Source organism: Allokutzneria multivorans, from assembly GCF_039537405.1.
Taxonomy (GTDB): Bacteria; Actinomycetota; Actinomycetes; order Mycobacteriales; family Pseudonocardiaceae; genus Allokutzneria; species Allokutzneria multivorans.
The window spans coordinates 984,330-998,485 of the sequence record NZ_BAABAL010000005.1; the positions used below are offsets into that span (position 1 = coordinate 984,330).

16 protein-coding genes are annotated in these 14,156 nt (G+C 70.2%); 8 read left to right on the forward strand and 8 right to left on the reverse strand.

Annotated features, from left to right (window positions below; genetic code table 11):
• Positions 1-58: 58 nt before the first annotated feature.
• Entirely contained in the window at positions 59-817 is a 759-nt protein-coding gene (locus ABD798_RS08620; RefSeq protein WP_344872423.1) for a hypothetical protein, read from the forward strand.
• Positions 818-1,066: 249 nt separating this feature from the next.
• Positions 1,067-4,171, forward strand: coding sequence for a beta strand repeat-containing protein (locus tag ABD798_RS08625; protein ID WP_344872425.1), 3,105 nt, complete (start codon positions 1,067-1,069; stop codon positions 4,169-4,171).
• A gap of 162 nt (positions 4,172-4,333) precedes the next feature.
• On the opposite strand, the gene ABD798_RS08630 is transcribed toward ABD798_RS08625, so the two are convergent.
• Complete coding sequence (locus ABD798_RS08630; RefSeq protein ID WP_344872427.1) at positions 4,334-5,191, reverse strand: sensor domain-containing diguanylate cyclase; 858 nt, start codon at positions 5,189-5,191, stop codon at positions 4,334-4,336.
• A 214-nt stretch (positions 5,192-5,405) separates the two neighbouring features.
• Between ABD798_RS08630 and ABD798_RS08635 the strand changes: the two genes are divergently transcribed.
• The 3 genes from ABD798_RS08635 to ABD798_RS08645 are packed head-to-tail and all read left to right on the forward strand — an operon-like array spanning position 5,406 to position 6,619.
• Entirely contained in the window at positions 5,406-5,978 is a 573-nt protein-coding gene (locus ABD798_RS08635; RefSeq protein ID WP_344872429.1) for a maleylpyruvate isomerase N-terminal domain-containing protein, read from the forward strand.
• 32 nt (positions 5,979-6,010) lie between these two features.
• Positions 6,011-6,208: a ribbon-helix-helix protein, CopG family gene (locus ABD798_RS08640; protein WP_344872431.1), complete on the forward strand. Its 198-nt coding sequence runs from the start codon at positions 6,011-6,013 to the stop codon at positions 6,206-6,208.
• A 3-nt stretch (positions 6,209-6,211) separates the two neighbouring features.
• Positions 6,212-6,619, forward strand: coding sequence for a type II toxin-antitoxin system death-on-curing family toxin (locus ABD798_RS08645; RefSeq protein ID WP_344872433.1), 408 nt, complete (start codon positions 6,212-6,214; stop codon positions 6,617-6,619).
• Here the strand turns inward: ABD798_RS08645 and ABD798_RS08650 are convergent.
• Positions 6,604-7,044 (reverse strand): MarR family winged helix-turn-helix transcriptional regulator, encoded by a 441-nt coding sequence (locus ABD798_RS08650; RefSeq protein WP_344872435.1) that lies wholly within the window; start codon positions 7,042-7,044, stop codon positions 6,604-6,606. The two genes, ABD798_RS08645 and ABD798_RS08650, sit on opposite strands and share 16 nt — an antisense overlap.
• A 99-nt stretch (positions 7,045-7,143) precedes the next feature.
• Here ABD798_RS08650 and ABD798_RS08655 point away from each other — a divergent pair, with 99 nt between their 5' ends.
• Positions 7,144-8,133: an SMP-30/gluconolactonase/LRE family protein gene (locus ABD798_RS08655; protein WP_344872437.1), complete on the forward strand. Its 990-nt coding sequence runs from the start codon at positions 7,144-7,146 to the stop codon at positions 8,131-8,133.
• Positions 8,134-8,145: 12 nt separating this feature from the next.
• Here the strand turns inward: ABD798_RS08655 and ABD798_RS08660 are convergent, their stop codons facing one another.
• Both ABD798_RS08660 and ABD798_RS08665 read right to left on the reverse strand, forming a co-directional pair.
• Entirely contained in the window at positions 8,146-9,090 is a 945-nt protein-coding gene (locus tag ABD798_RS08660) for a ribose-phosphate diphosphokinase (protein WP_344872439.1), read from the reverse strand.
• Between the two features lie 50 nt (positions 9,091-9,140).
• Positions 9,141-9,542, reverse strand: coding sequence for a PPOX class F420-dependent oxidoreductase (locus ABD798_RS08665; RefSeq protein WP_344872441.1), 402 nt, complete (start codon positions 9,540-9,542; stop codon positions 9,141-9,143).
• Positions 9,543-9,593: 51 nt separating this feature from the next.
• Between ABD798_RS08665 and soxR the strand changes: the two genes are divergently transcribed.
• Positions 9,594-10,109 (forward strand): redox-sensitive transcriptional activator SoxR, encoded by a 516-nt coding sequence (gene soxR, locus ABD798_RS08670; protein ID WP_344872443.1) that lies wholly within the window; start codon positions 9,594-9,596, stop codon positions 10,107-10,109.
• On the opposite strand, the gene ABD798_RS08675 is transcribed toward soxR, so the two are convergent.
• Together ABD798_RS08675 and ABD798_RS08680 are read right to left on the reverse strand one after the other, a co-directional pair.
• A complete protein-coding gene (locus ABD798_RS08675; protein WP_344872445.1) occupies positions 10,086-11,252 on the reverse strand; it encodes an MFS transporter in 1,167 nt (388 codons plus the stop codon). The two genes, soxR and ABD798_RS08675, sit on opposite strands and share 24 nt — an antisense overlap.
• A 31-nt stretch (positions 11,253-11,283) precedes the next feature.
• Positions 11,284-11,940: an isochorismatase family protein gene (locus ABD798_RS08680; RefSeq protein ID WP_344872447.1), complete on the reverse strand. Its 657-nt coding sequence runs from the start codon at positions 11,938-11,940 to the stop codon at positions 11,284-11,286.
• A gap of 100 nt (positions 11,941-12,040) precedes the next feature.
• On the opposite strand from ABD798_RS08680, the gene ABD798_RS08685 reads away from it, so the two are divergent.
• Positions 12,041-13,279: a serine hydrolase domain-containing protein gene (locus tag ABD798_RS08685; protein WP_344872449.1), complete on the forward strand. Its 1,239-nt coding sequence runs from the start codon at positions 12,041-12,043 to the stop codon at positions 13,277-13,279.
• On the opposite strand, the gene ABD798_RS08690 is transcribed toward ABD798_RS08685, so the two are convergent.
• Positions 13,263-13,709, reverse strand: a complete 447-nt coding sequence (locus tag ABD798_RS08690; protein ID WP_344872451.1) for a nitroreductase family deazaflavin-dependent oxidoreductase — start codon at positions 13,707-13,709, stop codon at positions 13,263-13,265. The genes ABD798_RS08685 and ABD798_RS08690 overlap by 17 nt on opposite strands.
• 16 nt (positions 13,710-13,725) lie before the next feature.
• The gene (locus ABD798_RS08695) at positions 13,726-14,154 is read right to left on the reverse strand and encodes a VOC family protein (RefSeq protein WP_344872941.1); all 429 of its coding nucleotides are present in this window, start codon (positions 14,152-14,154) and stop codon (positions 13,726-13,728) included.
• Between the last annotated feature and the right edge of the window lie 2 nt (positions 14,155-14,156).

Genomic DNA, 14,156 nt, shown 5'->3' on the forward strand with positions numbered 1-14,156 from the left:
AACTCAGCGGAGGCAGAACGTGACCAGCAACCAGAGCGCGAACACGGGGGGTGGCCGAGTGCGTCGGCTGCTGACCCGTGCGCTCCTGGTCGCCGGTACCGCCGCCACCGGCTGGCTGGTCGCCTCCGGCACCGCCGCCGCCGCTGAAGCTCCGCTGCTGTCCGCGCCCCTTGACGGTGTCGTCGACTCGATCGAGGCCACCGCCAAGCCCGTCGCGGACACCGCAGGCTCCGCCGTGACCGCCGTTGTCCAGCAGGTCGTCTCCGCGCCCAGCAAGGCTCGCAGCCTCGCCGCGCAGGAGGACTCGGACCCGCTGCACGGCGCCGTCGAGGGGCTTGCCGGGCTGCTCAAGCCCAAGCAGAACAACCTGATCGACGTTCCCTCCGCCGTTCTGGAGAAGGTGCTGACCGGCGCGGGCTCGCCCCGCTCCGCCTCCGCCGCCCAGGACGCCGGGACGGCCCAGGCCGACCCGGTCGCCCCGCCCAAGACCGGCGGGCCCGCGAAGAACGACGCCGGTCACAGCCCGGTGACCCTGCCCGCCGCCGTGGTCAACCACGGTCCCGCGGCCGGTGACACCGAGCGCCCCCAGCCGAGCAAGGACGACTCGCCGCGGTACCCGCTGCCGTCCTCGCCCGTGCAGATTCCCGGTGGTTCCTGCTCGTGCCCGCACGACGGACCCGGCACCGGTGGTTTCAACGTGGGTGGCTACCTCTCCGCCGCTCACAACCTCGTCGTGCGTGGACAGGCGCTGAGCGCCGCTGCTCTCCACCGCATGGCCGCCGCGACTGCCAAGCAGCCCGGCACCACTCCTGACTGAATTCCCCGCGCGGCCAGCGACAGGTTGAACGCCTGCGCCGCCGGGTCAGTCTTCTGACGCCTCGTGTGAGCGCTCGTCTTCTCCTTCGCCAGTGGCCGCGCCAACAGCCCGGTGGGCATCCGCCCATCACCCCCAAGACATGGGTGGCTGTTTGCCCCGACGCGACAGCGTCCAGCCACCCGCCTAAAACCCCCGAACTCAGGGGACAACCAGAAGGAGATCCACATGCATTCCTGGGCGAAGCGTGGCATGAAGGCTGCGCTCCTCACCGGTGGGATGTTCATCCTCGGTGCCGGTATCGCGCAGGCCGGTGAGGCGCAGGTCAACCCTGACGCTCCCACCACCCCGCTCGGCGGCAAGATCTCGATCCCGGTCAACATCGACAACAACGCGGCGGGCCTGCCGCTCGTTGGTCAGATGGACCTGCCCAGCTTCAAGCGGGACATCACCGTCGACGTGTCGTCGCTGGTGGGCGGCCTGCCCGGCGGCAGCGCCGACGCGGGTGCCGAGGCCAAGAAGGCCGACAAGAAGGCCTACGGCCCGAACAAGAAGGCCTCCAAGGAGTCCGGCACCGTTCAGGACCCGTTCCGCTCGAACAAGGTCGACGCCGACCTGATCGTGCCGGTGGACCTGTCGGGCAACGCGATCGCGGCCGGCGGCAACGTCGAGGTCGAGAACGAGTCGTCCTACAGCTACAACAACCCCGAGGTGATGGTCACCGACGGGACCCACCAGGGCCTCGCGGGCAACGTCGTCGACGTTGACGGCGTCGTGCCGGTGCAGCTGACCGGTAACGCGATCGCCGCGGTCGGCTCGGCCACCACCTGGAACACCTCCAGCACCGACGTGCAGTCGGGCAGCTCCGTCGTCACCAGCGGCGAAGAGGGCTCGCTGGCGGGCAACGTCATCAAGCCGGCCATCGCGCTGCCGATCCAGGGCTCGGGCAACGCCATCGGCGGTCTCGCCGGTGTCGCCGAGGCCAACAACCAGTCCGACATCTCGGCCGACGTGAGCGGCGACGCCGCCAGCACCGGCGAGGACGGCACGGTCTCCGGCAACATCGCGCACGCCCCCATCGGGCTGCCGGTCGAGCTGAACAACAACGCGCTCGGCGCGCTGGTCGGCACCTCCGACACCAACGGCACCACCTCCGCGACCGCCGTTGCCAACGGTGACCGCGACACCAACGGTCTCGACTCGCTGCTCGGCGGCAACGTCGTCCAGGCGCCCATCTCGGCCGACGCCGTCGCGTCCGGCAACTCGGGCGGCGCGCTCGGCGCGAACACCGACTCCGACAGCGCGACCGAGTCCTTCTCCGAGGCCGCGGGCACCACCCACACCAACGGCTCCGAGAGCCTGGGCTCCGGCTCCGTCGTGGACGTGCCGCTGGCCCCGTCCGCGCAGGTCCTGGGCAACGCCGCTGGCTGGGTCGTCAACGCCGACTCCTACCACGAGCAGGCCACGACCACCGGTGCCGGTGGCAACAGCTACACCCTGGGCGACGACTCGCTGGCCTCCGGCCTGCTGCCCAGCGTCCCGGTCGCGCTGCCCGCCACGGTGGCAGGCAACTCCGGTGGCTGGATCGCCAACACCGACGCGCAGACCACGAACGACAGCACCCACGGCGCCGGTGGCTTCGTCGGCACCCGCGGCAACGACTCGCTGGTCTCCGGCGACGCCGCTCAGGGCTCGGTCGCGCTGCCGGTCGACGTCGACGGCAACGCCCTCGGCTGGATCGTCAACTCCGACGCCGTCAGCACCGACACCACCACCACGCACTCCGGTGGCGAGGTCTCCGCTGACGACGACGACGCTCTGGGCAGCGGCAACGCCGTGTCCGTGCCGGTCGCGGGCCCGGTCGGCCTGTTCGGCAACTCGGGTGGCTGGATCACGCACACCGAGGCCGTCGCGGAGAACACCGACGTGGTCACCGCTGGTGACGACGTCAAGGCCAACGGCGTCGACGGTGGCATCGCGGGCAACGCGGTGCACGCCCCGGTCGCCCTGCCCGTCCAGGGCTTCGGCAACTCCCTCGGCTGGATCGTCGTCGGCGAGGCCGACGGCACCAACAACACCTCCTCCACCGCCGGTGGCGACGTCGACACCGACGGCACCGACGGCGTCATCACCGGCAACGGTGTTGTGCCGCGCGTGTCCGGCCCGGTGCAGCTGTTCGGCACGGGTCTCGGCCTGACCAACAACGTCGAGGGCACCGCGGACAACGTCACCGAGGTGACCACCGCGGGCAACAACACCACCGTTGGTGACAACGGCGGCATCGCCGGCGACATCGTCGACGTCCCGGTCGCGCTGCCGGTCCAGGCCTTCGGCGACGGCATCGGCGCCGGTGGCATCTACGACGGCACCGCCACCAACACCACCTCCTCGGTCGCCGGTGGCGACAACGTGACCAGCGGCGTGCACGGCACCGCCAACGGCACCGTTGCCTCCGTGCCGCTCGCGGGCGCCGGCCAGGTGTTCGGCGACGGCGTCGGCTTCATCGCCAACACCTCGGGTGTCGCGGACAACGTGACCTCCTCGGCGGCCGGTGGCTCCACCGCCACCAACGGCGTGACCAGCTTCCTCGGTGGCGACATCATCACCGCGCCGCTCGCCCCGGTCGTGCAGGCCGACGGCGTTGCCGGCTCGGTCGGCGGCACCTCCGACGCGCTCGCCGTTGGCGACGCGGCGGCCGTCGCCGGTGGCGACTACGTCACCGCTGGTGACAACGGCTCGGTCTCGGGCGTCATCGCCCAGGTCCCGGTCGCTGTTGCGGGCGAGGTCGTCGGTGACGCGGTCTCCGGCCTGGCCGTGACCGACGGCACCGGCAGCAACGCGGTGACCACCGTCGCCGGTGGCTCCGCCGCCACCAGCGGCGAGGAGGGCGGCAGCCTCTCGGGCGTCAACGCCCTGCTCCCCGTCGCGGGCGAGGCTGCGATCTTCGACCTGCCGATCGAGGTCCTCGGCGAGGCCGTTGCCGACGGCGAGCGCGCCACCGCGGTCTCCGCCGGTGACCAGGCCGCTGCCTTCTCGCTGCCGGTGACCGACAAGGCGCTGGGTGGGGGCCTGCTCAAGGCCGCCGAGCTGCCCAGCATCTCGTCGCTGCCGAAGCTGCCCACCACCGGTGGTGCCGCTCGCTCCGCCACGCCGCAGCTGCCCAACCTGGGTGGCCTGACCGGTGGCCTGACCAAGGTCCTGCCCACCGGCCAGATCGGCCAGCTGCCCAAGCTCCCCGCCGCGCAGATGCCGGTCGCGGGTGCCCAGGGCCGCGCGTTCGACGCTCCGGCGCTGAACACCATCGACACCTCCATGGTGTCGGGCCTGGTCGGTGGCCTGGGTGGCCTGAAGGGCTGACCCACCTCCCAGGGGTTCCCTGAACATGTGGGTGCATCGGGGAACCACTGAGCACTGCCGATTCTGAAAGGCGAAGCCGGGAAGCGAAATCGCTTCCCGGCTTCGTCGTGTTCTTTATTCGCGGTGTTTTCCCAGGGCGTGACCCGAGAGTGGAGAAAAGCGTCAGCGGTGGAGGCGTTTTTCGACGCAGTCGAGGACCGAGAGAAGCGGTGCCTTGCCGTCGCTGGTCACCCAGGAAACGCGCAGCTCCGGTCGCAGCGCGCGGCCCTTGCCCATTCGGACCGGGCGTTCCGCCAGCTCGCGGACGCGGTCGGCGATGGCCTCGCCGTCGCCGTTGGGGTGCTCGGCGACCACCGCGAACTCGTCCCCGCCGTAGCGGGCGACCGTGTGGTCCGCGCGCAGCCCCGCCCTGAGCCTGCCGCCGAGCGCGGCCAGCAGCTCGTCGCCCTTGTCGAAGCCGTACTCCGCGTTGACCTTGGCGAGGTGGCGCACGTCCAGCAGCACCAGCGTCGTCAGGGTGCCGAGGGTGCGCGCCCTGGTCAGGGCCTGCTGGAGGCGGTCGACCAGCAGCGCGCGGCCGGGCAGACCGGTCAGCGAGTCCAGCAGTCCCCTGCTGTGCGGCATGTCGTCGTGCACCGGGTTGAGCTGGATCAGCACGCAGCCCCGGCCGCGGTGCCGCACCGGCGTGAACTCCACCCAGAGCCGGGTGTGCGCCAGCCCCGCGTGCTCGACCAGCACCGCGAGCGACATCTGAGCTCCGGTCCGCAGCACCTGCGCGCTCAGCTCGCTGGGCTTGGGCAGCGGTGCGCCGGAGTCGTCGAAGGTCTTCCAGCCGTCGGGGCGCCGACCGGAGAGCAGCTCCGTCCTGCTCAGCCCGAGCAGCGATCCGGCGAGGCGGTTCGCGGCGATCACGTCGCCGTGCTCGTCCTGCAGCACCAGCCCCACGGGCAGTTCGGAGACCAGTTCGTCCCACACCGCGTGAGTGGTCGGTGCCGCCGTGGAGTCCATCCGCACGGTCATGGCTGCGCACCTTCCGCCGATCGAAGGCTGTGGCTAAGCCCCTCTGTCGTAAATCGGCTCGGGCAAGCGCCCAAGCGACCACCCGAATGGGGGATATCTGTCGAGTGGTCGGCTCCCGTGCCTGGTCTGGACGGCGCAGGCACGGCAATGAACAAAGAAATAGGATGGTTTCTGATTCTCAACGCTCGTCGGGGTGCTGAGGTAGACAGGGGGCATGACACCGGAGGACCTCCGCGCCGCCGTGGCCGCGTGCGTGACCGGGCTGAGCGCCGTCGCCGACCAGGACTGGTCCCGCCCGGCCGCCGGGCTGGAGTGGACGTGCTCGCACACCGCCGAGCACCTGGCCGACGACCTGCTTTACTACGCCACCTCGCTGGCCGCGCGGGCGACCGAGCAGCTCAAGGTCTGGGGCAAGATCGAGGAGGGCGCGACGAACGCCCAGGTCATCGAGGTGATCAGGGCGACAGGCGAGCTGTTCGCGACCGTTGCCGACGCCGCTCCGCCCAGTGCGCGGGCCTTCCACCCGGCAGGGCTCACCGATCCCGCCGGGTACCTGGCGACCGGCGTCGGCGAGGCGCTGCTGCACAGCCACGACATCTGCGCGACCTTCGGCGTCCAGCTGGACCCGCCCGCCGACGTGTGCCGCGCGATGCTGGCCCGCCTCATGCCGCACGTGACCCAGGGCGGCGACCCCTGGCGAGTGCTCCTCTGGGCGACCGGACGGGGCGATCTACCTGGGCAGACGCGTGTGACGGAGTGGCGCTGGCGAATTCCGGCCGGGGACTGATACGGGTTGGTATCACGCGGTATCATTCCCGCATGGCGATGACTCTGCGGCTCACCGACGAAGAGACCGAGGCGCTGCGCCTGGCCGCCGAGCGGGAACGCCGGTCGATGCAGGACATCGCGCGCCGGGCGATCCGCGAGTACGTCAACCGCCGCAACGCGACCAGGGACGCGGCGCTGGCGCGCATCGTGACCGAGGACTCCGAGCTGCTCAAGCGCCTGGCGCAGTGATCAGTGGTTGAGGACCCCCAGGTCGAGCCGGTCGACTACCTCGACCTGGACGACCTGCTCGCCGCCGCCCACGCCGCGCTCGGCCACGCCCCCGACGTGCGTGACTGGGGGCTGCTCGAAGCCGCGCTCGCCCGGCCGAAGGCGGTCGTCTTCGGCGAGGACGCCTACCCGACGCTGCACGAGAAGGCGGCGTCGCTGCTGCACTCGCTCGCCCGCAACCACGCGCTGATCGACGGCAACAAGCGGCTGGCCTGGGTCTGCACCAGGCTCTTCTACGTGCTCAACCAGCGCGATCTGCGCGCGCCGTCGGTGGACGACGGCGAACGGCTCGTTGTCGACGCCGCGACCGGCGCCCGCGACCTGCCGCAGATCGCCCAGGTCCTGGACGAGTGGACTCAGTCCCTCGGCTGACTGTTCAGCACCTTTGAGCAGCGGCCGAGCAGTGCGCGCAGCTGGTCCCGCTCCTGCTCGCTGAACTCCGCGGCCAGCGCGCGTTCGACCGCGGACGCGCGCTCGTCGGCGGCCTCGAACGCCTTGCGACCCGCCTCGGTCAGCCGCGTCTCCAGCACGTTCCGGTGCAGCTCGTGCGGCTCGCGCCTGATCAGGTCCGCCGCCTCCAGGTTGCGCAGGATCGTGGTCATCGTCTGCGGCGTGACCCGGCAGCGCCTGGCCAGCTCGGCGGCGGAAACCCCTGGTTGCTCCGCGAGCACGAGCAGCGCGGAGTACTGGGCGACGGTCAGCCCGGCCGGCCGCACCGCCGCCTGCTTCACGGCCATCAGCTCGTGCTCGACGCGCTTGATGTCCGCGCCGAGGCGCTCCTCCAGCGGCATGCCCATCCACTGATCGTACGAGGCCGCCGCTCATGACGAGTATTGACGAGCATCAGAGTACTGATTACTTTGTGAGTCCTGATCTGACTATGAGGACGGACTGTGATGCGTAAACTGACTATGGGGCGGCGGTCGTTGCTCGCGCTCGCTGTCGCGACCACGGCGGCGGTCACCCTCGTGCCGACCGCGTCCGCGACGCGGCACGGGTTACCGGAGGTCGTCACCGCCAAGGCGCAGAACCTGTTCCCCGAAGGCATCGCGTGGGACCCGGTGCGCGGCGGGTTCCTGGTGACCTCGATCAGCGAGGGCACGATCTCGGTGGTCCGGCCGGACGGCGGCGTGCGCCGGTTCGCGGCGCATCCCAGGATGGTGCAGACCTTCGGTGTGCACGTCGACACGGTGCGCGACCGGGTGCTGGTGGCCTTCGGGGACATGGGCAGCGGGCGCCGCTCGACCCCGGAGACGACCTGGAAGTCTTCTGGCATCGGGATTTTCAGCCTCAGCACGGGCAGACTGCTGCACCTCGTCGACCTCGCCATCGGGCCGGGCAGGCACGCCGCGAACGACCTCGCGATCGACCGCGCGGGCAGCGCCTACGTCACCGATCCCGCCTCCGACACGCTCTACCGCGTGGACCCGCACGGCAGGCCCTCGGTGCTCGTCCGTGACCCGAAGCTCGGCAGCGCCGGCATCGGGATGAACGGGATCGTCTGGCACCCCAAGGGTTTCCTGCTCTCAACCCGCTACGACACCGGGGCGCTGCTGCGCGTCCCGCTCAACGACCCGAGCCGCATCACGGAGGTCCGCACCGACCAGCCGCTCTTCGGCGGTGACGGCCTCGACCTGCGCCCCGACGGCACCCTTGCCGTGGTGACGAACTCTTTTGGTGGCAACGGAAAGCCTGCGGTGAGCGTGCTCCGCGCGAACCGCGACTGGACCGAGGCGCGCGCCGTGCACCGGGTCGACCCGTGGGTGGATTCGCAGCCCTCGACCATCGCGCGCACACCGCACGGGAGCTACGTGCTCGACGGGCGCATGGGCGTGTGGCTCGACGGAAAGGGGAACGCCGACCGGTTCACGCTGCGAAAGCTGTGATCACGGCGAGCATCAGGGCGAGTCGAACAGCGCGCTGACCGACTCACCGTTGTGGATGCGGCGCATCGCCTCGGCAAGCGCGGGCGCGATCGAGAGGATCTTGAGCTTCGGGCCGCGCTCGTCGGCGGAGATCGGAACCGTGTTGGTGCAGACGATCTCCAGCACGTCCGGCTGATCCCCGATCCGCTTGAGCGCGCCGCTGGAGAACAGGCCGTGCGTGCAGGCGACCCGGATGGACCTGGCGCCGAGCTCGCGCAGCCGGTCGAGCAGTTCGAGCACCGTGCTGCCCTTGGCGATCTCGTCGTCGAGCACGATCACGTCGCGCCCGGCCACCTCGCCGATCACCGAGCTGATCTGCACCTTGTCCTCGGCGAAGCGCTGCTTCGCGCCCGCCGCGACACCGACGCCGAGCAGGCGGGCGAAGTGCGCCGCTTCCTTGGCGTTGCCCAGGTCCGGCGACACCACGGTGGTGTTGGACAGGTCGTACTGGCGGAAGTGCGCGGCCAGCTCGCGCAGCGCGTGCAGGTGGTCGACCGGAACGCTGAAGAACCCGTGCACCTGCGGAGAGTGCAGGGTCATCGCCAGCACCCGGTCGGCCCCCGCCGCGACCATCAGGTCCGCGACGAGGCGCCCGCCGATGGAGATGCGCGGCGCGTCCTTCTTGTCCGAGCGCGCGTAGGAGTAGTGCGGCATGACCACGGTGATCCGCCCGGCCGAGGCGCCGCGCGCGGCGTCGGTCATGAGCAGCAGCTCGACGAGGTTCTCCTGCACCGGGCGCACGAGCGGCTGGATCAGGAACACGTCCCGCTCGCGGCAGTTCGCCTGGAGCTGGACCTCGAGGCAGTCGTTGGCGAAGCGCTGCGTGCGCACCGGGTGCAGCGGGACTTCGAGGTGCGAGCAGATCTCGGTGGCCAGCTCCCGGTGTGCACTACCGCTGAAGACTGCGATGTCCCGCACGGACCGCTCCCTGTTCGACGACTGGGCAGGCGATCCGATGGTAACCGTGATCAGCCGGTCTTTCGGCTCGTCATGCCCTCGCTTGTCGGGTCAACGCCCCAACTGAAGATCTTGTCCGGGTGCACGCGGATCAGCTCCGCGCTCATGCCCGCTGGCGTGTTCTCCTGCTCCGACAAGGCTTCCGCGCGGCCGCGGATCTCGATCCCGCGCACCCGCCACGGCTTGAACGAGGCGACGTCGTCCACCACGAGCGCGGCCCGTCCGGTGGCCAGCACGTTGCGGAACTTGCGGGTGGCGCCCATGGTGTAGCCGCCGATGTCGATCGTGCCGGTGTCGGCGTTGTAGTGGAAGCCGACGGGGTTGTTCTGCACCGCCCCGTGCGCGTCGACGGTGGCCAGCCTGCCGAGGACCTGCTCGGCGAGGTAGCGGAGTTCGTGCTCGGTGAACGTCATGACTCCAGCGAACAACCTGAACTGGAGTTGAGGTCAAGGTACGGTGGGGGCGTGAACCAAGTGCCGCTCCGAACGCCCGAGCTCACCGTCGGCCAGCTCGCCGAACGCAGCGGGGTCGCCGTCTCGGCCCTGCACTTCTACGAGCGCAAGGGGCTGATCCACAGCCGCCGCACCTCCGGCAACCAGCGCCGGTACAGCCGCGACACCCTGCGCAGGGTCGCGTTCGTGCGCGTCTCGCAGCGCGTCGGCATGCCGCTGGAGGTCATCCGCGAGGCTCTCGCGTCGCTGCCCGACGAGCGCACGCCGACGCCGGAGGACTGGGCGCACCTGTCCCAGGAGTGGCGCTCCGAGCTGGACACGCGGATCGAGCAGCTCGTGCAGCTGCGCGACAACCTCAGCGACTGCATCGGGTGCGGCTGCCTCTCGCTCAAGACCTGCCACCTGTCCAACCCGCGCGACGTGCTCGGCCAGCAGGGCCCCGGTCCGCGCAAGCTCCTTCCGGAAACGTTGCGCACCAGGGAAAGCAGTCAGTCCACTGTGGACTCATGTGCGCCGGTCTGCGAGTAGCAGCACCGCGACCATCACCAGCGCGACCACCCCGCCGAGCGTCATGACGGTGGCGGTGGACGTGGCGTCGACGACGAGGCCGCCGAGCAGCGCTCCTGCGGAGAGCATCGCCTGGAACGAGGACGTGAACAGCACGGTGGCGGCTTCCGGCGCGTTCGGAGCCGCCGCCGCGAACCACTTCTGGGAACACGCCGGAACGGCTCCGTAGCCGATTCCCCAGAGCACGAGCAACGCGAACGCGCCGATCTCCGAACTCCCCGCGACGGGAAGCGACAGCGTCGCGAACGCGATCAGGAGACCACTGATCGCGAACGTGCGCGGCGAGATTCCCGACAGGAAGTTCCCGACGACTCCGGCGACGCCGTACGCGATCAGGAAGAGCGTCACCGCGTTGGTCCGTGTCACTTCCTGGAGGAACGGCGTGACATAGGTGTAGGTCGCGAAGTGCGCTGTGACGACCAACGCGGTGACCGCGATCCCGAGTCGAACGGTGCGCTGCCGCAGCAGTTCGCGCAGCACGCCGAGACGCGTCACCTGAATCGCCGGTAGCGGAGGCATCCACCACAGCAGCGCGGCCAGCACCGCGAATGTCAGCAGTCCCATCGCCGCGAAAGCGCTGCGCCAGCCCGCGGCTTCGCCGATGAACGTACCTGCGGGAACGCCCAGCACCGAGCCGAGCGGAACCGCCGAGAAGATCACCGAAGTGGCTCGCCCGACCGATTCCCGAGACACCAATCGCGCCGCGAGACCGGAACCGATCGACCAGAAGCCGCCGATCACCAGGCCCACCAGAAAACGGGAGAACAGCATCACCCAGTAGTTCGGCGCGGCGGCTGCCAGGAAATCCGCGACCGCGAGCACGAACATCAACGCGCACAACATCGTTCGCCGGTCGAGGCGCCCCGTCGCCGCGGTGAGAACCGGAGCGGAGATCGCGGCGAGAATCCCCGGCAGCGTCATCATCAGGCCTGCGGCGCCCTCGGAGATCTCGAAGCTCGAACCGATCGACGTGAGCAGTCCGATCGGCAGGATCTCCGTGGTGACAATGGAGAAGATCCCCATCATCACCGAAACGACGGCAGGCCAGTTCCTGGTGAGCGTTGTTGTCGGCACGAAGGACAGCCCACCAGCCTTGCGCGCCACTGTCTGGCGACTTCGCGACAACTCCGTGGCTTCACGATCGTAAGATCAACTCAACGATCTCGTCGGTGGGGCGCACATCGCCGAAGGTCCGGTAGACCGTGTGCAGCGTCGCGTTGTGGTCCTGGTCCCGCCGCGCCGCGTTGGCGTCGGCCGCCATGATCACCCGGTAGCCCAAGGTCTTCGCGTCGCGCGCCGAGGACTCGCAGCACACGTTGGTGACCGTGCCGGTGATCACCACCGTGTCGATCCCCTTGCGCGCCAACAACTCCGGCAGATCGCAGCGGCCGGGGAAGAACGCGCTCGCCGCCGACTTCTCCGCGAACAGGTCGTCCTCGTGCGGAGCGAAGCCCGACCACAGGCGCTCCGGCACCGGCCCCGTGCCACCGGACGTGCGGAACACCTCCGCCACCTCCGGGCCGTAGAACTCCTCGTCGATCGCGGTCCGCTCCGTCGTCGCCGGGACCACCCACGCCACCGTGCCGCCCGCCCCGCGCAGGACCTCGGCGAGCCGGTTGATGTTCGGCACGACGCCCTGGCAGTACGGGCTCTCCGTCACGAAGAACGGCACCATGTCGACCACCACCAGCGCCGTGCGCGCCGGAACCAGGCTTGTGAAGGCGAAGCGCCTGCCCCGCCGCTGCTCCTGCCGCGCGTACTCACGCGGCTCGATGAACCACTCGTGCCGCATGTCAGCGCGGCGTCAGCATCGTGGCGGTGCGCTGTCAGCGCGGCCGGTCATCGTGGTTCTCGTCAGCAGTTCAGCTCGACGGCCCACGAGAGGAATCATCATGGGACAGCAGGGTAACGGCGGCTTCTCCGACACCGGTCTGAGCCGGGTGCGCGACGTGCTGGCGGGGCACGTCGACTCCGGGAAGATCCCCGGCCTCGTCGCGCTGGTCAGCCGGGGCGGGCAGACGCACGTGGAAGCGCTCGGCACGATGCGCCACGACGGCGGCGCTGCGATGAGCCGCGACACGATCTTCCGGATGGCCTCCACGTCGAAGCCGGTCGCGATGGCCGCGGCGATGATCCTGCTCGACGAGTGCAGGCTTCGGCTGGACGACGTGGTGGACCCGTGGCTGCCGGAGCTCGCCGACCGCAAGGTGCTGAAGCGGATCGACGGCCCGCTCGAGGACACCGTGCCCGCACGCAGGCCGATCACCGTACGGGACCTGGTGACCTCCACCTTCGGGCTCGGCATGGACCTGACCGCGCTCGGCACCCCGATCATGAACGCGATCTTCGAGCAGGGCCTCACGCCGAACCTGCCGACGCCGATGCCCGAGCCCGACGAGTGGATGCGCCGACTCGGCGCGCTCCCACTGATGCACCAGCCCGGCGAGCACTGGCAGTACCACCTCAGCAACGACCTGCTCGGCGTGCTCGTCGCCAGGGTCACCGGCCAGTCGTTCGAGTCCTTCCTGCGCGAGCGCGTCTTCGACCCGTTGGGGATGAAAGACACCGGCTTCCACGTGCCCGAGTCCAAGCTCCACCGGCTGCCGCCCGCCTACGCCCCCGACCCGCGGTCCGGCGAGTTCGTCGTGTGGGACGAGGCCGAAGGGGGACGGCACAGCAGCGCGCCCGCGTTCCAAGGCGGAGGCGGTGGGCTGGTCTCCACCGTCGACGACTACCACTCCTACTTCCGGATGCTGCTCAACCACGGGGTGCACGATGGCGAGCGCATCCTGTCCCGGGCCGCCGTCGAGCTGATGACCACCAACCGCCTCACGCCCGAGCAGAACGCCGCCCGCAACACCATGGCCACCAACAACGTCCACCTGTCCTTCGGCCAGGGGCAGCACGGCGGCTGGGGAATGGGCATGGGCGTGCGCACCTACCGGGCCGACTACGCGCCCGTCGGCCAGTTCGGGTGGGACGGCGGCAGCGGCACCTCGACCTACGCCGACCCGGAGAACCAGCTCGTCGGCATCCTGCTCACCCAGGTCGGGATGTCGGTCCCCAGCTCAGCGCACGCGATCCACGACTTCTGGACCACGGTCTACCAGGCGCTCAGTCCTGCGGAGTGAGCAGGACGACGGGGATCTGGCGGGCGGTCTTCCGCGCGTACTCCGCGTACAGCGGGAAGATCCCCACCATCTGGGGCCAGAGGGACTCGCGCTCGGCCGCGGACGCCACCCGGGCGCGAGCGGTGAACCGACGGGGCCCGACCTGCACCCCGACGCTGGGCTCCGCCCGGAGGTTCTTGAACCACGCGGGATCGTCGTCGGCGCCGCCCTTGGAGGCGACGACGACGAAGTCCTCCCCCGCCCTGCCGTAGATCAGGCACGTGCGGCGCGGAGTGCCGGTCCTTCGCCCGGTCGTGGCGAGCACGAGCATGTGCACGCCGTCCGACTCGTGCCCCTCGGTGCCACCCGAGGCCAGGTACGCGCGAACCTGCTCAGCCACCCAGTCCCACTGCGAGTCGGTGGCGCGGTCGAGGTCATCAGCGACAGCCATGACAGAGCTCCTTCCTTCAGTTGGGCTGCTCGGCGAGCCCGACGATGATCCCCTCAGGACCCCGGACGTAGCAGTAGCGGTAGCCGTCGCCGAACTGCGCGACCTCGCCCACGAGCTCTGCGCCGCGCAGACGACCGAGGACGTCCTCGACGGATTCGACGGCGAAGGTGATGCGGGGAATGCCCGGAACGTTCACCGGAGCCCTCGGCGCGGCACCGGCGGTCCCCGGCGAGCGGAACGTGGACAGCTCGATCCGGCCGTGACCGTCCGGGGTCCGCACGAAGACCATGTCCGCCCGCACACCGTCCAGTCCGACGAGCTGGTCCACCCACTCGCCCTCGACCGTGGTCCTGCCCTCCACCTCAAGGCCCAGTTCCACGAAGAACGCGACAGCGGCCGCGAGGTCCTCCACCACGACGCCGACGTGATCCAACCGGTAGATCATGG